The organism is Streptomyces chiangmaiensis (genome assembly GCF_036281785.1).
Classification (GTDB): domain Bacteria; phylum Actinomycetota; class Actinomycetes; order Streptomycetales; family Streptomycetaceae; genus Streptomyces; species Streptomyces chiangmaiensis.
In genome coordinates this window covers 49,847-69,543 of record NZ_JAYWVC010000019.1, presented here as the reverse complement: position 1 = coordinate 69,543, position 19,697 = coordinate 49,847, and the positions used below count along the sequence as shown (strand labels likewise).

Sequence of the window (19,697 nt, the reverse complement as noted above, 5' to 3'; positions counted from 1 at the left end):
ACGAAACGCCGTGCGCCCTCCTCACGGGCGGCCGGAGCCCGGCACGTCCTTCCGGGCATGCTCACCGACTCCACATGCCGGGTCGTGCGGAAAAGGTGCCCGGACCCGCCCGAAGGTCGTCACCAGTGTGGTGGGCTTCCGACAACGCCCTGATCGGGGCGTTTGCTGCCAGCGATCACTGGCGTGGTGTGGACACCCCGTGAAAGCCCGTTACCGACGGGTACCCAAACGCTCCGCCCCGGCATACCCTGCGCCTCATGACGGACTCGCAGGCCCCGGAGAAGGCCACAGACAAGACCGGTTCGGGCACGGCCGGCACCAACCCCCTCGCGCCCGCCCCCGCCGGCGCCCGCACCGCCGTCGACGTGGTCACGCCCGAGCTGGTGGCCCAGCTCACCAAGGGAGTGGCCGGCTCCGGCCGCACCGCCAACCACACGCCGTTCACCGGCGAGAAGCTGGCCGATCTGCCGGAGTCCACGCCCGAGGACGTGGCCGAGGCCTTCGCCCGGGCCCGCAAGGCCCAGCCGGCCTGGGAAGCCACCCCCGTACGGCAGCGCGCAGCCGTCCTGCTGCGCTTCCATGACCTGGTGCTGGCCCGCCAGGCCGAGGTCCTGGATCTGATCCAGCTGGAGACCGGCAAGGCCCGCCTCCACGCCCACGAGGAGGTGCAGGCCGTCGCCGTGGCGGCCCGCCACTACGGTCGCAAGGCCCCCTCGTACCTGAGGCCCAAGCGGCACACGGGAGCCGTACCCACGCTCACGCGCGTCACCGAACTCCGCCACCCGCGCGGCGTCGTCGGCCAGATCGCGCCCTGGAACTACCCCCTGGAACTGTCGGTCGGTGACGCGCTTCCGGCCTTCGTCGCGGGCAACGCCGTCGTGATGAAGCCCGACACGGAGACGTGCCTGACCGCGTTGTGGGCACGTGACCTGCTGATCGAGGCGGGGCTGCCCGCCGAGGTCTTCCAGGTCGTCATCGGCGACGGCCCGGTCGTCGGCCCGGAGGTCGTCAAGCACGCCGACTACGTCTCCTTCACCGGCTCCACCCGCACCGGTCGTGAGGTGGCGCAGGGCGCCGCCGCCCGTCTGGTCGGCGTCTCGCTCGAACTCGGCGGGAAGAACGCCATGCTGGTCCTCGAGGACGCCGACATCGAGAAGGCGGCCGCCGGGGCCGTGCGCGCCTGCTTCTCCTCGGCCGGCCAACTCTGCATCTCCATCGAGCGGCTGTACGTCCACGAGTCGATCGCGGACGCCTTCGTGGAGCGGTTCGCGGCCCGTACCAAGGCGATGCGGCTCGGCACCTCCCTCGCGTACGGCGCCGACATGGGCTCGCTGGTCGGCGAGCGACAGCTTCGGACCGTGACCCAGCACGTCGAGGAGGCCGTGGCCAAGGGAGCGAAGGTCCTGGCCGGCGGAGTCGCCCGCCCGGACATCGGCCCCTACTTCTACGAGCCCACCATCCTCGACGGAGTCGAGGCGCCCATGGCGGTCTGCGCGGAGGAGACCTTCGGCCCGGTCGTGTCGATCTACCGTTTCACCACGGAGGACGAGGCGATCGAGCGCGCCAACTCCACGGCGTACGGCCTGAACTCCTCGGTCTGGACGAAGGACGGCCGGCGCGGCCGTGAGGTCGCCGCCCGGCTGCACACCGGCACGGTCAACGTCAACGAGGGCTATGCGCCCGCCTACGGCAGCGTCCAGTCGCCGATGGGCGGCATGAAGGACTCCGGCCTCGGCCGCCGCCATGGCTCCGAGGGCATTCTCAAGTACACCGAGGCCCAGACCGTGGCCCACCAGCGGCTGCTGCCGATGGCCCCGTCGCTCGGCATGGACGACGAGAAGTACGCGGCGTTCATGAGCCGCAGCCTTCGTGTGATGAAGGCGTTCCGCCTCCGCTAGGCAGCACCACTCTCGACGAGGAGAGCACGTGTCACAGGAGAACTCTGTCCGCGATCAGGGCGATGACGCCTACGACGTCATCGTCGTCGGCTCAGGTTTCGGCGGCTCGGTCACCGCGTTGCGGCTGGCCGAGAAGGGCTACCGCGTGGGCGTCCTGGAAGCCGGACGCCGCTTCACGCGTGAGTCGCTGCCGAAGAACTCCTGGGACCTCAGGAACTATCTGTGGGCACCGGCCCTCGGTATGTACGGCATCCAGCGCATCCACCTGCTGGGCAACGTGATGGTGCTCGCGGGCGCCGGGGTGGGCGGTGGCTCCCTCAACTACGCCAACACCCTCTACGTACCGCCGAAGGCCTTCTTCGACGACCCGCAGTGGAAGGACATCACCGACTGGCAGGAGGAGCTGAAGCCGTACTACGACCAGGCGCGGCGCATGCTGGGGGTACGGCTCAACCCGACCCTCACGCCGTCGGACGTCCATCTCAAGGCGGCCGCCCGGAGGATGGGTGTGGGCGACACCTTCCACATGGCGCCGGTGGGCGTCTTCTTCGGCGACGGCGACGACGCGGACGGCACGGCCACCGTCACGCCCGGCGAGGAGGTCCCGGACCCGTACTTCGGCGGGGCCGGACCCGCACGCCGGGCGTGCACCGAGTGCGGCGAGTGCATGACGGGCTGCCGCCACGGCGCGAAGAACACCCTGAACGAGAACTACCTCTACCTCGCCGAGAAGGCCGGCGCGGTCGTGCACCCCATGACCACAGTCGTGTCGGTCACGGACGACTCGCAGGGCGGATACGCCGTCGCGACCCTGCCGACGGACGAGAAGCGCAAGGGGCCGGGGCGGCTCTTCAAGGCGCGACAGGTCGTCGTCGCGGCGGGTACGTACGGCACGCAGTCCCTGCTGCACCGCATGAAGACGAACGGCCAGCTGCCCCATATCTCGGACCGGCTGGGCGAACTGACCCGCACCAACTCCGAGGCGCTGGTCGGCGCGCAGACGGACAACCGCCGCTACCGCAAGGCGCACGGCGAGGCGAAGGTCGACTTCACGAAAGGCGTGGCGATCACGTCCTCGATCCACCCGGACGAGAACACGCACATCGAGCCGGTCCGTTACGGCAAGGGGTCGAACGCGATGGGCGGGCTGTCGATCCTCCAGGTCCCGTACGCGGAGGGCTCGTCCCGCGCCCTGGCCTGGCTCGTGAACGTGGCCCGCCACCCGTGGCTGCTGATCCGTTCCCTCTCCAACCGCCGCTGGTCGGAGCGGACCATCATCGGCCTGGTGATGCAGTCGCTGGACAACTCCCTGACGACGCACCTGAAGCCGAAGGGCCCCGGGAAGGGCCTGCTGACCGCCCGGCAGGGGCACGGCGCCCCGAACCCGAAGCAGATCAGGGCCGCCTCGGAGGCGGCGTCCGCGATCGCCGACGAGATCAACGGCTTCCCGGGCAGCAACGTGGGCGAGCTGATGGGCACCCCGCTGACCGCCCACTTCCTCGGCGGCTGTCCGATCGGCGCCTCACGCGAGACGGGAGTGATCGATCCGTACCACCGGCTGTACGGCCACCCCGGCATCTCGGTGGTCGACGGTGCGGCGGTGTCGGCGAACCTGGGTGTCAACCCGTCTCTGACGATCACGGCTCAGGCCGAACGGGCGATGTCGTACTGGCCGAACAAGGGGCAGGCCGACCCGCGTCCGGCGCAGGGGGCGGGGTACGAACGCCTCAAGCCGGTGGAACCCCGGCGTCCGGTGGTGCCGGCGGAGGCGTTCGGGGCGCTGAGGCTGCCGTTCCTCGGAATACCGGCGGTGCCGCCGAAGAAGTAGCAGAACAATGGAAGAAGGACCTGTGCCCCCCTCCGAGCCCAGGTCCTTCTTCCTATGTGCGAGGCGCTCGGGACGCCTGACGCAGTCTGTGTGACGGCCTCTCAGGCCTTACGCGGCCTGACCACCCGTCTTCCGGCGCCGCACCGCGAACACGGCACCGCCACCTGCGACGACCGCGACACCGCCGACGAGGGCGATGGTCGGAAGCGCGGAGGACGAACCGGTCGCGGCCAGGCTGCCGTTGACCTGCGGCGTGTCGGCGCCCGGCTTCTCGTCCGTGACCGGGGCCTTGCCGCCTTCCTGCGGCTTCTTGCCACCGGTGTCCGAGCCTGCGGCGACGATCTGGAACTTGTACGAGACGTCACCGAAGCCGGTGCACTCGCCATCGCGGTCGCCGTAGATCGTCGCGCCGAGCGAGAAGCCGGCGCCGACCGGGGCGGACGACTTCACGTTGATGCGCAGCGGGATGTTGACCTCGTAGTCGGGCTTCAGCTCGTCGGCGAAGCCGACGTAACCGACCGCGAAACCGTCGGAGTCGAGGGTCTCCCAGACTTTCTTGTCCGGGTTCCAGGCCTGGAGCTTGACCTGCTTGCTCGCGAACAGCTCCTCGCCGTCCTTGTCGGAGGATGCCCCGGCGAAGAAGTCGAGGTCCTGGAGCGTGGAGTCGGAGTTGTTGGCCACGTTCAGCGAGAACTTGTGCCAGCCGCTGCCCGCCGCGATCTTGCCCGGCAGACCCGTGATGCTGACGTCGACCTTGCTGTCCTCGCAGTCGGATGGCTCGGGCTCCGGGGTCTGCGACGCGCTGGGTGAGGAGACGCTGGGCGCCGGGGTGGAGGCGGTGTCGCTGGGCGTGACCGACTGGCCGGCGGACTGGGATGCGGAATTGCTCGGGGATACGGAATCGCTCGCGGATGCGGATTCGCTCGGGGACTTGGACGCGGACGTCGATGCGCTCGGGGACGTCGTGTCGGAGGCCGAGGCGCTGGTCGACGGGGACGACGACTGGTCGTCCGTCGCGAACGCGGCCGGTGCCGACATCAGCGCGAGTGGGGCTATGGCGGCGGTGGCCGCGACAGCGGTCAGAGCGCGACGAAACTTCATGAAGACCTCGAAAATCCGGTGTGCTGCGACATTGCGGCACATGCTGGGGGAGGCCTCCGCGTGTGGGGCGCGGGTCGTGGCCGTTGATTCGGTAGGTGTGACCCGTGGAGCCTGTGAACGGTTGCGCGGAGTTCACACAGCTTTTATGTGACCTGGGTCACACGCGCGAGATGCGGCTGAAACACCGCCCCGAGAGTCGAAGCGCCGGGGCGTCGCTGCGCCTTCGTCCGGACGGCAGACGAAGGGCCCCGCGGCGAGGGGGTCCCCTGCCCGTCGGCCGAGGCAGGGGAAGGTTCCGCGGGGCCCTTCGTTCGTCAGCACCGACGTCAGGGCGGCGTCGGTGCCCGGGAGCGGCGCCGGGGGGTTGCGCCGCCTGTCTGTGTGCGCCGGGAGCGTGTCCGGCGTGCTCGGTGCCGGTCGGATCACGGCCTCCGCAACCGTTCCGCCCAGCCCTGACGGGATTCCGCCGGTCGGCCCCGGGCGTCCCCGGAGCCGACCGTTCTCTGGTGACCGGGCTGCTGTCCCCTGCCGTCCGGTCACATCCCTGGGGCGAGGTCCCACGACGCACAGCACGATCCGTACGTCTCATCGCCCCAGCGGAGCCACGCGTGGTTCTTTCGGGCCCGCCCCTGGCTGGCACGGACACCAGGAACAACGAACTCCGTACGGCCGCGGTCACGCGCCGTACGGGTGAGGCGGCATACGAACGTGGGTGCAGCGGACGTTCGTCGTAGGCGGTCCGGCGCCGGCCGTCAGATGCGGCCCCGGCACAGCTCGAGAAGAGTCATCGCGAGGGCCGTGCCGGGCTTGCCGAGTGCCTCCCGGTAGCGGCCGAGGATCTCCATCTCGCGGGAGAGGTTCACCCGCCGGCCGCCCGAGGCGATACGGGCCTCCTGGATGACGGCGGAGACCGCCATGCGCTCTTGGATGAGGCCGATGATGCGGTCGTCGAGCGCGTCGATGCGGTCGCGGGCGCCGGTGATCACGTCGGCGGCCTCGGGGGTGCGGGCGCCGGTCTTCTCGGCAGCCGTCTGCTCGGTCGTGGTGGCGGTCATGGCGGGGGGCTCCTCAGTGGGTGTCGGGATGAGGTACCCCGGATCGGCACGGTCCGCAAACGCCAGGCGCCCCGGACCGTATCGGCCCGGGGCGCCTGGGAAGTCGCTTGTCAGTGGCTCAAGCAGCACGACCATGGCAGCCGGTGGGCCGGTTGCCATAGGTAAAGACGAAGGTCGAGTGCGCGAGCATGCGTTCAGTATGCCCGGGGCGGCGCCGGGGTCCAAACGGGCTCGTATCGTGAGACGGGGGTCACCCACGCCCACCCCGTTAGAATCGGTACCACAGCCCCCCGTCAAGCCGCCGGAAGGCAACCCGTGTCATCAGCGACCCCCGCCGCCCCCGACACCGTCCTGGTCGTCGACTTCGGCGCGCAGTACGCCCAGCTCATCGCCCGTCGCGTCCGTGAGGCCCGGGTCTACAGCGAGATCGTCCCCAGCACCATGCCGGTCGAGGAGATGCTCGCGAAGAACCCGGCGGCGATCATCCTCTCCGGCGGACCCTCGTCGGTGTACGAGGAGGGGGCCCCGACCGTCGACCGCGCCCTGTTCGAGGCCGGTGTCCCGGTCTTCGGCATGTGCTACGGCTTCCAGTTGATGGCCCAGGCCCTCGGCGGCACCGTGGACAACACCGGCGCGCGTGAGTACGGGCGTACGGCTCTGGCCGTCTCGCGGCCGTCCTCCACCCTCTTCGAGGGCACCCCGGCCGAGCAGTCCGTGTGGATGTCCCACGGCGACGCCTGCTCCGCCGCTCCCGAGGGCTTCAGTGTCTCGGCGTCCACGGACGTCGTGCCGGTGGCCGCCTTCGAGAACGACGACAAGAAGCTGTACGGCGTCCAGTACCACCCGGAGGTCATGCACTCCACGCACGGCCAGCAGGTGCTGGAGCACTTCCTCTACCGCGGCGCGGGGCTGACCCCCACCTGGACCACGGGCAACGTGATCGAGGAGCAGGTCGAGGCGATCCGCGAGCAGGTCGGCACCAAGCGCGCGATCTGCGGGCTCTCCGGCGGCGTGGACTCCGCCGTCGCCGCCGCCCTGGTGCAGAAGGCCATCGGCTCCCAGCTGACCTGCGTGTACGTCGACCACGGCCTGATGCGCAAGGGCGAGACCGAGCAGGTCGAGAAGGACTTCGTGGCCGCCACCGGCGTCCAGCTGAAGGTCGTCGACGCTGAGGAGCGGTTCCTCACCGCGCTCAAGGGCGTCTCGGACCCCGAGGAGAAGCGCAAGATCATCGGCCGGGAGTTCATCCGCGTCTTCGAGCAGGCTCAGGCGGAGATCGTCGCCGAGGCCGGCGAGAGCGGCGAGGCGGTCGAGTTCCTCGTCCAGGGCACCCTCTACCCCGATGTGGTCGAGTCCGGCGGCGGCACCGGTACCGCCAACATCAAGTCCCACCACAACGTGGGCGGCCTCCCCGAGGACCTCGAGTTCCAGCTGATCGAGCCGCTGCGCAAACTCTTCAAGGACGAGGTCCGCATGGTCGGCCAGGAGCTCGGCCTGCCGGAGGAGATCGTCCAGCGCCAGCCCTTCCCGGGCCCCGGTCTCGGGATCCGCATCGTCGGCGGGGTGACCAAGGAGCGCCTGGACCTGCTGCGCGAGGCCGACGCCATCGCCCGCGAGGAGCTGACGGCGGCGGGCCTGGACCGCGAGATCTGGCAGTGCCCGGTGGTCCTGCTCGCCGATGTCCGCAGCGTCGGCGTCCAGGGCGACGGCCGGACCTACGGTCACCCGATCGTGCTGCGCCCGGTCTCGTCCGAGGACGCCATGACCGCCGACTGGTCGCGGCTCCCGTACGACGTGCTCGCGAGGATCTCCACCCGGATCACGAACGAGGTCCGCGACGTCAACCGCGTCGTCCTCGATGTCACCTCGAAGCCGCCGGGGACCATCGAGTGGGAGTGATCCGGGAGATCTCCCGGATCATGTCCGCCTGAGAGCGCGCACCGGCTCTCCGGGCTTCCAGATCTCGACGACCAGATACGTGTCGTCCTCGACGCGGGTCCGTACGACCTCCGTCAACTCGGTGCGGAAGAGGTGGAACGGCTGCGGTGGTTCCACCTCTTTCACATATCCGGCCATCGCCCCCGGGTCCTCCACCTCGATCGCCCGCCCGCTGATCCGCACATCACCTCCGCCCATCCCGGTGCCCGCCCCCGGATTCGCCTGGAGTGCGAAACGCGGGTTGCGGCGCAGGTCGAGCGCCTTGAGCGAGTCCGGCATCATGCCGAACCACAGCTCGCCGTCCAGGAAGCGGACCTCGAGACCGGTGGTACGCGGCGAGCCGTCCCTGCGGAGGGTGGCGAGCACATGATGGGTGAAGGCGCCGAAGCGGTCCTCGACGGTCCTGGCGAGGTCCGGTGCGGCGGTGACGAAGGCAGACCAGTTCACGGGGGTCGTTGGGCTCTCGGTGCTCATAGGGCGAGTCTCCCGCGCATACCCGACAGCTCCTGTCCGGTATGACGAGCGGGTACGGTGTGCGCACCCCGGCGCCCGGGGCGGACCGCGCCCCACCGCGCGTAACGGTTGCGCACTCTCTTCACCGAACGACTCTGTTCTCCTGCGAAGACCGACGGTAACTTCCGCTGCGTAAAGGAACCCAGTGCTGGAGGACACATGCACGGGCCCACCCCCCCGCTGCCCCTGCCGACCGATCAACTGCAGTTCGCCATGCCGCCGATGCACGATTCGTCGGCCGACGAGCGGCAGCACCGCAAGGAGCGGCTGGCCGGAGCGCTGCGGATTTTCGGTCGGCTCGGCTTCGAGGACGGTGTCTCCGGGCACATCACCGCACGCGACCCCGAGTTCACCGACTGCTTCTGGGTGAACCCGTTCGGGATGCCCTTCCGGCACGTCACGGTGAGCGACCTGGTGCTCGCCAACCGGGACGGGCAGGTGATCGAAGGCCGCTACCACGTGAACCAGGCGGCGTTCACGGTGCACGCCCAGGTCCATGCCGCCCGCCCGGACGTCGTGGCCGTCGCCCACTGCCACTCGGTGCACGGACGGGCCCTTGCCGCGCTCGGTGATCTGCTGGACCCCATCACCCAGGAGTCCTGCGCCTTCTACGAGGACCACGCCGTGTACGACGCCTACACGGGTGTCGCCGTGGACGCCGAGGAGGGCCGGCGGATCGCCGCCGCCCTGGACAGCCGGAAGGCGCTCGTTCTGCGCAACCACGGGCTGCTGACCGTGGGCGACTCGGTGGACGCGGCTGCCTGGTGGTTTCTGTCGATGGAGCGCTCGTGCCAGGTGCAGCTGACCGCGAAGGCGGCCGGACGCCCGATTCCGATCGAGCACCGCCAGGCGGTGGCGACGCGGGAGCAGTTGGGCGGTGATCTGGTGGCCTGGATCAACTACCAGCCGCTGTGGCAGGACATCAGCCGGAGCGAACCGGACCTGCTCAGCTGACGGCCGCGCCTGGGCGGTCGGCGACGGCGCAGCGCGGCCGCCTTTCCGCGTCCCCACTCGGGTCCGGGCGCGATCCGGACCGTGCGGCCGTCGAGGCCGGGCCCCGTCGCGCCGGACGATCAGGGCCGTACGGAATACTCGCAGCCGGGGTCGAAGGGGATTTTCGACCACGGTCAACCCGGAAGGCCGTTCATTCACCCGGGCTGACCGGACCTGGCGGACGCGGGGCGTGTTCCGTACGGCACAATTCGCTGTCGTCGCACGCCCGTTGTCGTGCGTGCGGCTTGATGATCCGGCGCGGGGAAGGCGGCAGCGGGCGTGGCGGTGCAGGAGGCGAGGCAGGGCGCGGGACGCGGCAGTGGTCCGGGCGCGCACGAGGGTGGCTGCACCTGCGGGGACTGCCCGCACGGCGTGCATGAGGGGCACCGGCGCGCGGTCGCCGACTTCCTCGCGAAGCGGGAGGAGTTCGCGTCCGGGCGGGGACTGCCCCCGGCTGTCGCGCACTCCGCGTCCGCGTCCCGCCAGTGGGTGTCCGACGAACTGACCCAGTCCGCGGACCTCGTCGCCGAGCGCAGCCGGGCCGACGGAGAGGCCTGGTTGGGCCGGCTGTGGCGGCGTACCGCGGTCTGGGTGTGGAGCGCGGTGGGCGTCCTGCTGCTGGGGCAGGCGCTGACGGCGATCGGCGCAGGGTGGACCGCGGCGCGGACGGCCGGGCTGGTCGCGGCCGTACTGGTGGGTGCCGCGCTGACCGCCGCCGGGTATCTGCACCGGGCGCGCGGTGGGGCGCTCGCACCCGTCGTCGGGGAGGACAACCGGCTGTCGACCTCTCGTACGGTGGCGGCGAGTTGGGTGCTGTTCGTGGTGTACGCGGTGCTGATGCTGGCCGGCGAGCTGGCGGCGGCCTCGGCGCACGACAGGCGTGACACGCTGATCGCCGGGCTCGACCTCGCGCGCGGGGCGGGTGTGGTGACCGTCGTCGCCGTCGTGTGCGGCATCGCGGTCCTGGTGCGGCGCGTGGTCGGGCTGCGCGTCCTCGGCCAGCGCCTGCAGAAGGTGCGCGGCGACCGGCCGAGGGCGGCGGATCTGCTGACGGACGACTCGGGTCGCGGCAGCTTCGCGGACACGCAGTACATCGTGATCAGCGCGGTCGCCCTGGCTTTCGCGGTGGTACGGCTGGCCCGCCGCCCCGACCAGCTCCCCGATCTGCCGTGGGGCCTCGCACTGCTCGTCCTGGTCTCGGCGGCCACCTACCTCGCGGGGAAGTTCGCGGAGGGCGGCCGTCCGGTCGTTCTCTCCGTGGTCCGGGCGCGGGAGGCGGGCGACCTGGACGCGCCGATCCGCACGGGTGACGACATCGAGATCCGCGGTGCCGGTTTTGTACCGCCAGGCGCCCAGACGGCCGATCGGCTGTCCCGGATGGTGGTCCGCATAGGGGCGGTCCACGTCCATGTCCCCCTGGTCCCGGTCACCGGCGGCTTCAGCAATCCGACGGACGCGCTCCTCACGGTCCCCGTGCCGGCGGACGTCGAGCCCGGCAGGGTCGAGGTTCAGGTGGTGACCGCTGCGGGAGTGGAGACCAACCGGGTGGCGATCGACGTCACGGAATGACCCTCATCGCCGCCGGGGACCCGCGCCCTGGACGTCCGTCGTTCGACGAGTACCCGTCAACGAGGCGAAAAAGACGCGCAGCGGTTGAGCGGAAGCCGACTTTCGTACGTATGGTCTGTTGAGGGGTCAACGGCATGGCGGGCGAGAGGCGGCGGCAGGATGGCTCACGGTATTCGCACGGACTCCCACACCTCCTATCTCAACGAGAGCCGCGACTGGCGGGACACCGCCACGCGGTACGCGCTGCTCCCCCTGCGCATCTTCCTCGGCGTCACCTTCATCTACGCGGGCGTGGACAAGCTCACCAACAGCGCCTTCATGCACGCCTCCGGCTCCGGTTCGATCGGCGACCTGATGCGCACCGTGCGCGACTCGTCGGCGATTCCGGCCCTGGTCGACCTGGCGCTGAAGAACCCCGTGGGCTTCGGCTACGCCATCGCGTTCGGTGAACTCGCCGTCGGCATCGGCACGCTCATCGGACTGCTGAGCCGGCTCGCCGCGTTCGGCGGCGCACTCATCTCGCTGAGCCTCTGGCTGACCGTCAGCTGGGCCTCCAGCCCGTACTACTACGGCAACGACCTCGCCTACCTGATGGCCTGGCTCCCCCTGGTCCTTGGGGGCGCCCCGGTGCTGTCCCTGGACGCCGCCATCCGCACCCGACGCCGGCAACGCCGCGGCGAGTACCGGTAACCGAGCTCTCCCGGCCTACGGCGCCGTCGCGTCGTCCTGCCGGGTGTGCGACTTCCCCCGGGCCGGGCGATCCCTGCGGATCGCCCGGGCCGTCAGGCCTGTCACGGCTGCGAGGCAGAGACCGCCGCAGACCATCGGAATGATCGCGAACCACGGTGCCGCCCAGACCCCGTTCGCGTCGCCCAGGTAGACGACACCCACAGCGGTCAGGACGGCGCCGGCCAACAGCCGGCCGGGCTGGAACTCATGACGCAGCACGGGTCACCTCCACCTGGCCCACGCCGACCTCGAGGCCGAGGTTCAGCGTGGCCGTGTTCTTCGTCCCCGCCGTGGGGGAGAGCGTCAGCTGCTCATGTCGGTCCGGCTGCACGTTCACGTCCTTCTCGGACTCGCCGGGCAACTGGATGTCCCCGAGACCTGTGTCGATCCTCAGCTTCACCGTGGCGTCCTTCGGGACCACCACCTTGAGCCGGCCCACTCCCACCTCGGCATGGGTCGTCACGGTCTGGCCCTTGGGGACGTCCAGACGGCTCAGGTCCAGGGTGCCGACGCCGGTGCCCAGGTCGTATGTCTCCCGGACGGCCGCCGCCGAGGCGGGCGCCCAGGTCGTACGGGTCCAGTGCGTACTGATGTCCTTCGGCAGGGCCACCGAGGTGGCGAGCAGCCCCGCCGTGAGTATCGCGAGGAAGAGGGAGCCGGCGCCCGTGCGCCCGAGGAACGAACTGACCGCGATGCCCGCGCCCAGTACGACGAGCGCGCAGGCCAGACCCGTCTGCAGGCTGGTGCCGAGCGCCTGGTCGTCCCAGGTCAGATCCGTTCCGAGGCCGCCCGCGAGCAGGGCGAGCAGAAAAGTCCAGCCGCCGATCCAGCGCGGCCCGCGTGATCTCGGGCGGTCCTCGGCCCGTGGCTGCCGCCCGTGCGACACGCCCTGGACGCCGACGGCCGCCACCGCCTCGGGGCCCGGGGTGTCGCCAGGACCCCACAGATAGCCGGTGCCGCCCACATGCGTGCCGTCCTTGACGATGGGATCGCGCCACCACGAGGGATGGGAGTCGGGAACGGGAGGCGCCGTCGCTTCCGGTGGCGCGTCGGCCACCGCCTGCGCGGCGAGGGGGTCGGGATCGGGGGCGCCGCGCTGCCGCGACCAGTACCCCGCGCCCGCCAGGAGCAGGGACAGGATGGTGGCGAACGTCAGTACCCCGCCGTTCCTGAGCATCGACAGGAGAACCCCGCAGCCCACCAGGGCGAAGAGGATCGCGGCCAGCCCCTGTCCGTCGACGCGGCCGGTGAGCAGCTTGCGGATCTCGTTCTCCTCCTCGTCCTCGTAGGGGACGAGGAGCCACACGAAGCCGTAGAAGATCAGACCGAGGCCGCCCGTCGCCGACAGCACCGCGAGGACGATCCGGAAGATCACCGGGTCCATGTCGCACTGCCGGCCCAGACCGGCGCAGACACCCCCCAGCATCTTGTGCCGCCGGTCACGCCGGAAGCGCCCGAGGTCCTGGACCGGGTCCGCGCCCTGGTGTGCGTGCGACGCCCGTCCCGCGGTGGGGTCGTGCCCGGCGGCGGGGCCCTGCTCCGGTCCCGGGCTCCGTCCCGGTGCCGCGTGGTGCTGATCTGTCATACGTCCATGGTCTCCGCCGTGGCCGCCCGGCGGCAGTGCGGACGACCCTGGCCGAACCCTGAAATCTGCCCTGACAGCCGGCGGGGGAAGTGTTCGATCACCGGATGCGGCGATCCGGACAGCCCGCAGAGCCGGGGATCGCGGGATCAAGGACGTCCGTGGACCTGGGACCGCAGTATCTCGAGGGCGTGCGCGGCGTCCGGGAGCGCGAAGATCAGGGGTGTCTAGGGGGCTGACCCTGATGTACCGATGGGCCGGTCGTGTGACCATCGATGGCATGCCGGACGCCGCAGCAGTGCCCCCCGACGACCCGCGGCCGCCGCGCAAGCTCTACCGCAGCAGCGACGGACGCTGGCTCGGGGGCGTGGCGCGGGGGCTCGCCGGGCACCTGGGACTGCCCGTGATCTGGGTGCGCCTCGTGTTCGTCGGCCTGATGACGGCGGACGGCCTCGGCGCGCTGCTGTACGCCGCGTTCTGGTTCTTCGTCCCACTGGGCGTCGGGGGTGTCGACGACCGGCGCCCTCCGTCCCTGGTCGCGACCGAGACCCTGGCCGACGGCCGGCGCAGACTGGTCGCCCGTAAGCCCGACCGGGGCCAGATCGTCGCCCTGCTGCTCATGGTCGTCGTGGCGCTGACCTTCGTCGGCAGCGTGAACCTCGGCAGCGGGGCCAAGGCGTATCTCATCCCGGCCGTCCTCGTCGCCGCGGGTGTCGCCCTGGTCTGGCGCCAGGCGGACAACGCGCGGCGCGCCCGCTGGATGGAGGTCGGCAGCCGTCGGCGCACGCTCACGCTGCTGCGCGCCGCGGCGGGGGTCCTGCTGGTCACCGCGGGCGTCTCCGGCATCTTCGTGCTCCAGGGCTCGGCGGCCCACCTCGGCTCGGTCCTGCAGGCGGCGCTCGCGGTCCTCGTCGGCGTCACGCTGCTCGCCGGTCCCTATCTCGTCCGGATCACCCAGGACCTGTCCGAGGAGCGCCTGATGCGCATCCGCGCCCAGGAGCGCGCGGAGGTCGCCGCCCATGTGCACGATTCGGTCCTGCACACCCTGACCCTGATCCAGCGCAACGCGGAGAACGCCGGCGAGGTGCGCCGTCTCGCCCGCGCCCAGGAGCGCGACCTGCGCGCCTGGCTCTACAAACCGGAGGGCACCGGCAAGGACGAGGACGAGGCGCCCGACACCCTCGCGGAGGCGGTCCGGCGCAACGCGGCGGAGGTGGAGGACAAGCACGGCGTGCCCATCGAGGTCGTCGTCGTCGGCGACTGCCCCCTCGACGAGCGGATCGGCGCGCAGATGCAGGCCGCGCGCGAAGCCATGGTGAACGCCGCCAAGTACGGTGGCGACGGCGGCGCCGTCCAGGTCTACGCCGAGGTCGAGGAAAGGACCGTCTTCGTGTCCGTGCGCGACCGCGGTCCCGGTTTCGACCTCGACGCGATTCCCGCCGACCGCATGGGTGTCAGAGAATCGATCATCGGCCGCATGGAGCGCAACGGCGGCACGGCACGACTGCGCGCCGTGCCGGGTGGCGGCACAGAGGTCGAGCTGGAGATGGAGAGGGCGGAGAAGACGTCATGAGCGACGCGAACGAGCCGGCCGGCCCGGCGGAGCCGGAGCGCGCGAGCGGGGGCGGCGCCGAAGAGCGGCGCGTGCGGGTCGTGCTCGTCGACGACCACCGGATGTTCCGCACGGGTGTCCAGGCCGAGATCGGGCAGACCGAGCGGACCGGCGTCGAGGTCGTCGGCGAGGCCGCGGACGTCGACCAGGCGGTGAGCGTCATCACCGCCACCCGGCCCGAGGTGGTGCTCCTCGACGTCCATCTGCCCGGCGGCGGCGGAGTCGAGGTGCTGCGCCGCTGCGCGCCGCTGATGGCCGACGCGGAGCGGCCGGTCCGCTTTCTCGCCCTGTCCGTCTCGGACGCGGCGGAGGACGTGATCGGGGTGATCCGCGGCGGCGCCCGCGGCTACGTCACCAAGACGATCACCGGTTCCGATCTGGTCGACTCCGTCTTCCGGGTGCAGGAAGGCGACGCGGTGTTCTCGCCGCGTCTGGCCGGCTTCGTCCTCGACGCCTTCGCCTCGACGGACGCCCCGCCCGTCGACGAGGACCTCGACCGCCTCACCCAGCGCGAGCGCGAGGTCCTGCGCCTCATCGCCCGTGGCTATGCGTACAAGGAGATCGCCAAGCAGCTGTTCATCTCGGTGAAGACGGTCGAGTCCCATGTCTCGGCGGTTCTGCGCAAGCTTCAGCTGTCGAACCGGCACGAGCTGACGCGCTGGGCGACGGCCCGTCGGCTGGTCTGACGCGCCCTCACCGGGCCTCCTCGTCAACGCTTCACGGATCCGAGGGCGGCTCACACCACCCGGGTCGCCCCCGCGAACGGCATCTGGTCGATCGGCGCCAGCCGTACCGGCGCCGAGGGATTCGGCGCGTGGATCATCTGACCGTTGCCCACGTAGATCCCCACGTGGCTGACGCCGGAGTAGAAGAACACCAGGTCACCGGGGAGGAGCTCGGAGCGCGAGACGCGGCGTCCGGCGCCGATCTGGGCGTATGTCGTCCGCGGCAGCGAGACACCCGCCGAGCGGTAGGCGGCCTGTACCAGGCCGGAGCAGTCGAAGGCGTCGGGACCCGTGGCTCCCCAGACGTAGGGGCTGCCGAGCTTGCCGTACGCGTACGACAGCGCGGCCGCCGCCCGGGTGTTGGGGGCGTGAGCGGCCGCGGCGGCGGCCGACACCGGCGTCAGGCCCCGAAGCGCGGAGCGCGACGCCCGCCCCGGGTCTCCGTCCGCCGTGAGCTGTGCCCGCTGGCCGTCCGTCAGCCGGGACAGCAGCCGTCGCGCCTCGCCCAGCTTCTCCGTGATCGTCCGCTTCTGCCGGCGCAGTTCCGCCTGCCGTGACTTCAGGGAGGCCAGCTCCACCCGCGCCGCTCCGCGCAGCCGCTCGATCTCCCGCAGCTGCGCGCGTACGCGGCTCACGGCCGCCGCCTGCCGGTGGTCGACCCGCTCGGCGAACGCCGCGTCGTCGAGGTACTGCCCGGGATCCGAGGAGAGCAGGAGCTGCACCGAGGGGTCGACGCCCCCGTTGCGGTACTGCGCCGCCGCGGCCGAACCCAGTGCCTCACGTGCCGAGTTGAGTCGCTCCGTGCGGCGGGCCGCCTCGTCGCGCAGGGTGTCGAGCCGTGCCTGGGCCCTGTCCGCCTCCTCCTTCGCTCCGCTGTACTTCTCGGTCGCGGCCTCCGCCTGCTGGTACAGCTTGTCGACCTTGGCCTTGACCTGAGCCGGGGAGAGCTGTGGCTCGGCGTGACCCGTTCCCTCGAGACCGGTCGTGGTCGCCGCTCCCGCGAGGGCGATCGTGGCGGCGGTACGGGCCGTGTTGCCGCCGAGCGAACGCTGTCTGGGCTTGCGGTGCGCTGCCACCTGGACATCCCGTCCTTTCGTACGACCGCCGGTGTCACGGGCGGTGTAGCGCGTCCGGCGGCGGCCCGCACAGGGGGAGCGCGCCGCCGCCGGACCTTCTCGGCGGTGGTGTCCGACGGCCGCCCCTGGCCCGGGCGGGTGGTGAGGAGCCGGCCACCTGATGCAGGACGCTAAACCTCACCGTGACCACTCCGTGACGCAATGTACGGAAGTGGCGCGACTGGACTGCCGGTGACCGTATGTGGTCGTGATCCCGGTCCGGGAGCGCCGACTTCACGCTGTGCGATGACCGATGCGACGGTTCCGGGACGCGGGGAGGCGGCGGAATGCTATAGGGCGCATATATGCGGTGCCCGTGTCCCTGTGGGCGCCGCCACGTCCGCGGGGCCGGTGGTCGGGTGACCCCGCACCCCTGGCTAGGCTCCGGCCCATGGACGTACTCATCCATCTCTTCGTCGGCCTTCACATCGTCGGTATCGCCGCGCTGCTCGGCGGCTTCCTCACCCAGATGAAGGCAATGGGCCAGGGCACCGCCCGATTCGTGCCCGGGATGCTGCACGGCGCGCTGACCATGCTGGCCACCGGCGTCGTCCTGGTCGGTCTCAACGAGGCGGACCACCAGCCGGTCGACATGATCAAGATCGGTGTGAAGCTGGCTCTGCTGATCGTGATCCTCGGCCTGGTCTACGTGAAGCGCGACGAGGACAGGGTCGACAAGTCCCTCTTCGCGCTCGTCGGCGCGCTGACCACTGCGAACATCTTCATCGCGGTGCTCTGGACCTGACGCCGCCCAGCGCCGACGAGACGGCGGCGACGAGGAGCGCGCACCAGGCGGCCACCGCGATCCACAGCAGTACCCGGCCCAGGTCAGGCAGCCAGGACCCCCCGATGGCGGTGGCGACGGACAGTGCCGCCACCGCCGTCATGCCCATCGGGAAGACGGTTGCCCAGCGCCGTACGTCGTGGCCGAGCCGCGGACGGATCACCTCGGCCGCCGCCAGCACGCAGTAGCACAGGAGGGCGAGGGCGAGCAGGGCGATGGTCATGCCCCGCAGGGCGGCGCTGTCGTCGTTGTTCCAGAGGTACATCCGGTGTGAGGCGATGACCAGCCGCGCCCCGGCCACCGCGGAGATGGCGAGTCCGCCGCCCACGATCCAGTGGTCCCCCGCGCCGGTCGCCACCTGCCGCAGGTCGAAGCAGCGCAGTCCGACCAGGTAGAACACCAGCCCGAGCCAGAAGAACACCAGCGCCGTGTGCGCAAGCCACGCCACGCCCGCGGCCGCCGCCAGCACCGCCCCGAGCACCGCGATCCCCTCCGTCGCCACACACCCGAGGAAGACCGTGCCGGGCATGCGGCGCGTCCAGCGCGGTACGACCCCCAGGACCAGGCCCGCCCACAGCAGCGCGGTCAGTGCGAGCAGCGCCTCGGCAAGCGACTGACCGCTCAGCGCGGACACCGCCGTGCCCAGCGTCGCGGTCGCCGCGACCGGGGTGAGCGCGGTCGGAGGGAGTGCCGCGTCCACCCACCGTTCGCGCTCCCGCAGCACTCGTACGGCGACATCGGCGACCAGGCCCAGCCAGGCGGCGGCCGTCAGGGCGAGGGCGATGCGGGAGAGGACCTGGTAACCGGTCAGGCGCAGCCCGACCGACAGGATGCCGGTCGCCATCACGGCGGCCCCGGTGGCGGGTGGACGCTGCGACCACCAGGTGCGGAGCGCGGAGGTGCCTGACATGCGCCCGATGCTAGGGATGCGCACACGGGTTGCGTACGGGGCACGCGCGCGGGGAGGCCGAAAACAACCCCACGCGCGCGTGCCGCACGGGCAGCGGGAGGCCCGGCCTCAGGCGGGGCGCACCACGCTGTGGATGATGGAGGCGCCGGCGTAGTAGATCGACTCCTCGCGGACGTATGCACCCGGCTTCGGGGCGTGGATCATCATGCCGTTGCCGATGTAGATGCCGACGTGGCTGAGGTCGTCGTAGAAGAAGATCAGATCACCCGGCTGGGCGTCGGCGAGCGGAACCGTAGTGCCCGCGTTGACCTGGTCGTACGTGGTGCGCGGAAGCGACACCCCGGCGGCCTTCCAGGCGGCCTGGGTCAGTCCGGAGCAGTCGTAGGAATCGGGGCCGGTGGCACCCCACACATAGGGCTTGCCGATCTGGGCTTGGGCGTACGCGAGGGCCTTCTCCGCCTTGGTCGCCACCGAGGAGTCCGTGGTGGAGGACCCGGACGAGCCGCTCGTCGTGGTCGAGGAGCCGGACGAGCCGCTCGTCGTGGTGGAGGACCCGGACGAGTCGCTCGTCGTGGTCGAGGACGACTTCTGCTGGGCCGCCTGCTCCCTGGCCGCTGCCTGTTCCCGGGCTGCCGCCTGCTGCCGGGCCAGTTCCTCCGCCTGGCGCTGGGCCTCCTCCTGCTTCTGCTTCTCGAGCGCGGCGAGACGTGCCTTCTCCTCCGCGGTCAGCTTGGAGAGCAGCTCCCGCGCGGTGGTGAGCTTCTGCTGGATCTCCGCCTTGGTCGACTTGAGCGTTTCCTGCGACTCGGTGAGCGTCTGCAGGCTCTCGGTGGCCTCCTGCCGCTTCTCCATCGTCGCGGACCGGTCGGTGAAGTACTCGTCGACCGTTTCCTTCTGGCGGCCGGTGAGCCGGTTCATCAGCTGGGTCTGGTCGAAGTAGTCCTGGGGCGAGTCGGCCAGCAGGAAGGTGGCCGTGTCGGGGGCCGCCGCCCCGGTGCGGTACTGCGCGGCGGCGAACGACCCCAGCTGGTCCCGGGCCTCGTTCAGCTTCTGTGTGCGCTGGGCGACGTCGTCGAGGAGCGTGTCGACGCGCTTTCGCTGGTCGGCCGACTTCTCCTTGGCCGCGTTGTACTTGTCGGTGGCCGACTCCGCCTGACGGTAGAGGTCGTCGACCTTCTTCTCGACCTCCTCGACACTCGGCTTGTCGTCGGTGGAGGGGGCGGCGTTGGCGGTCTGGGAGAGCAGGGCCACGGAGGTGAGGGCCGCCGTTGCGAGGGCGGGGGTCCGTATGCCTGCGATGCGCGTGCCAGAGGGACGCGCCTTGCGGTGCGGCGCCATGGGAGGC

General features: G+C 71.0%; 17 protein-coding genes. 9 read left to right on the top strand and 8 right to left on the bottom strand.

Going from position 1 to position 19,697, the window contains the following annotated elements; translation table 11 throughout:
- Positions 1-257: 257 nt before the first annotated feature.
- Positions 258-1,898: a succinic semialdehyde dehydrogenase gene (locus VXC91_RS09195; protein WP_329506489.1), complete on the top strand. Its 1,641-nt coding sequence runs from the start codon at positions 258-260 to the stop codon at positions 1,896-1,898.
- Between the two features lie 28 nt (positions 1,899-1,926).
- A complete protein-coding gene (locus tag VXC91_RS09190; protein WP_329506487.1) occupies positions 1,927-3,726 on the top strand; it encodes a GMC family oxidoreductase in 1,800 nt (599 codons plus the stop codon).
- Positions 3,727-3,834: 108 nt separating this feature from the next.
- Here the strand turns inward: VXC91_RS09190 and VXC91_RS09185 are convergent, their stop codons facing one another.
- Together VXC91_RS09185 and VXC91_RS09180 are read right to left on the bottom strand one after the other, a co-directional pair.
- Positions 3,835-4,827, bottom strand: a complete 993-nt coding sequence (locus VXC91_RS09185; protein ID WP_329506485.1) for an LAETG motif-containing sortase-dependent surface protein — start codon at positions 4,825-4,827, stop codon at positions 3,835-3,837.
- 752 nt (positions 4,828-5,579) lie between these two features.
- A complete protein-coding gene (locus VXC91_RS09180; RefSeq protein ID WP_329506483.1) occupies positions 5,580-5,882 on the bottom strand; it encodes a chorismate mutase in 303 nt (100 codons plus the stop codon).
- A 315-nt stretch (positions 5,883-6,197) separates the two neighbouring features.
- Between VXC91_RS09180 and guaA the strand changes: the two genes are divergently transcribed.
- Positions 6,198-7,781 (top strand): glutamine-hydrolyzing GMP synthase, encoded by a 1,584-nt coding sequence (gene guaA / locus VXC91_RS09175; RefSeq protein WP_329506481.1) that lies wholly within the window; start codon positions 6,198-6,200, stop codon positions 7,779-7,781.
- A gap of 18 nt (positions 7,782-7,799) precedes the next feature.
- On the opposite strand, the gene VXC91_RS09170 is transcribed toward guaA, so the two are convergent.
- A complete protein-coding gene (locus VXC91_RS09170) occupies positions 7,800-8,294 on the bottom strand; it encodes a pyridoxamine 5'-phosphate oxidase family protein (protein WP_329506479.1) in 495 nt (164 codons plus the stop codon).
- 198 nt (positions 8,295-8,492) lie between these two features.
- Between VXC91_RS09170 and VXC91_RS09165 the strand changes: the two genes are divergently transcribed.
- The 3 genes from VXC91_RS09165 (at position 8,493) to VXC91_RS09155 (ending at position 11,585) form a co-directional block, all read left to right on the top strand.
- Positions 8,493-9,287 (top strand): class II aldolase/adducin family protein, encoded by a 795-nt coding sequence (locus VXC91_RS09165; RefSeq protein WP_329506477.1) that lies wholly within the window; start codon positions 8,493-8,495, stop codon positions 9,285-9,287.
- A 318-nt stretch (positions 9,288-9,605) separates the two neighbouring features.
- On the top strand, positions 9,606-10,895 hold the full coding sequence (locus VXC91_RS09160) for a hypothetical protein (RefSeq protein ID WP_329506475.1): 1,290 nt from the start codon (positions 9,606-9,608) through the stop codon (positions 10,893-10,895).
- A 159-nt stretch (positions 10,896-11,054) separates the two neighbouring features.
- A complete protein-coding gene (locus VXC91_RS09155) occupies positions 11,055-11,585 on the top strand; it encodes a DoxX family protein (protein WP_329506474.1) in 531 nt (176 codons plus the stop codon).
- A 15-nt stretch (positions 11,586-11,600) separates the two neighbouring features.
- Here VXC91_RS09155 and VXC91_RS09150 read toward each other — a convergent pair whose 3' ends face one another.
- Together VXC91_RS09150 and VXC91_RS09145 are read right to left on the bottom strand one after the other, a co-directional pair.
- A complete protein-coding gene (locus VXC91_RS09150) occupies positions 11,601-11,843 on the bottom strand; it encodes a hypothetical protein (protein ID WP_329506473.1) in 243 nt (80 codons plus the stop codon).
- Positions 11,830-13,209 carry a PspC domain-containing protein gene (locus tag VXC91_RS09145; protein ID WP_329506472.1) on the bottom strand — a complete coding sequence of 460 codons (1,380 nt, stop codon included), beginning with the start codon at positions 13,207-13,209 and terminating at the stop codon, positions 11,830-11,832. Before VXC91_RS09145 ends, VXC91_RS09150 begins: the two co-directional genes overlap by 14 nt.
- A gap of 241 nt (positions 13,210-13,450) precedes the next feature.
- Here VXC91_RS09145 and VXC91_RS09140 point away from each other — a divergent pair, with 241 nt between their 5' ends.
- Positions 13,451-14,779, top strand: coding sequence for a PspC domain-containing protein (locus VXC91_RS09140; RefSeq protein WP_329506501.1), 1,329 nt, complete (start codon positions 13,451-13,453; stop codon positions 14,777-14,779).
- Positions 14,776-15,504 carry a response regulator transcription factor gene (locus VXC91_RS09135; RefSeq protein ID WP_329506471.1) on the top strand — a complete coding sequence of 243 codons (729 nt, stop codon included), beginning with the start codon at positions 14,776-14,778 and terminating at the stop codon, positions 15,502-15,504. The genes VXC91_RS09140 and VXC91_RS09135 overlap by 4 nt, the downstream gene beginning before the upstream one ends.
- A gap of 50 nt (positions 15,505-15,554) precedes the next feature.
- On the opposite strand, the gene VXC91_RS09130 is transcribed toward VXC91_RS09135, so the two are convergent.
- A complete protein-coding gene (locus VXC91_RS09130; protein WP_329506470.1) occupies positions 15,555-16,619 on the bottom strand; it encodes a C40 family peptidase in 1,065 nt (354 codons plus the stop codon).
- A 430-nt stretch (positions 16,620-17,049) separates the two neighbouring features.
- Here VXC91_RS09130 and VXC91_RS09125 point away from each other — a divergent pair, with 430 nt between their 5' ends.
- Entirely contained in the window at positions 17,050-17,403 is a 354-nt protein-coding gene (locus VXC91_RS09125; RefSeq protein ID WP_329506469.1) for a hypothetical protein, read from the top strand.
- Here VXC91_RS09125 and VXC91_RS09120 read toward each other — a convergent pair.
- Entirely contained in the window at positions 17,381-18,352 is a 972-nt protein-coding gene (locus VXC91_RS09120) for a tellurite resistance/C4-dicarboxylate transporter family protein (protein ID WP_329506468.1), read from the bottom strand. The two genes, VXC91_RS09125 and VXC91_RS09120, sit on opposite strands and share 23 nt — an antisense overlap.
- 108 nt (positions 18,353-18,460) lie before the next feature.
- Positions 18,461-19,690: a C40 family peptidase gene (locus tag VXC91_RS09115; RefSeq protein ID WP_329506467.1), complete on the bottom strand. Its 1,230-nt coding sequence runs from the start codon at positions 19,688-19,690 to the stop codon at positions 18,461-18,463.
- Positions 19,691-19,697 lie beyond the last annotated feature (7 nt).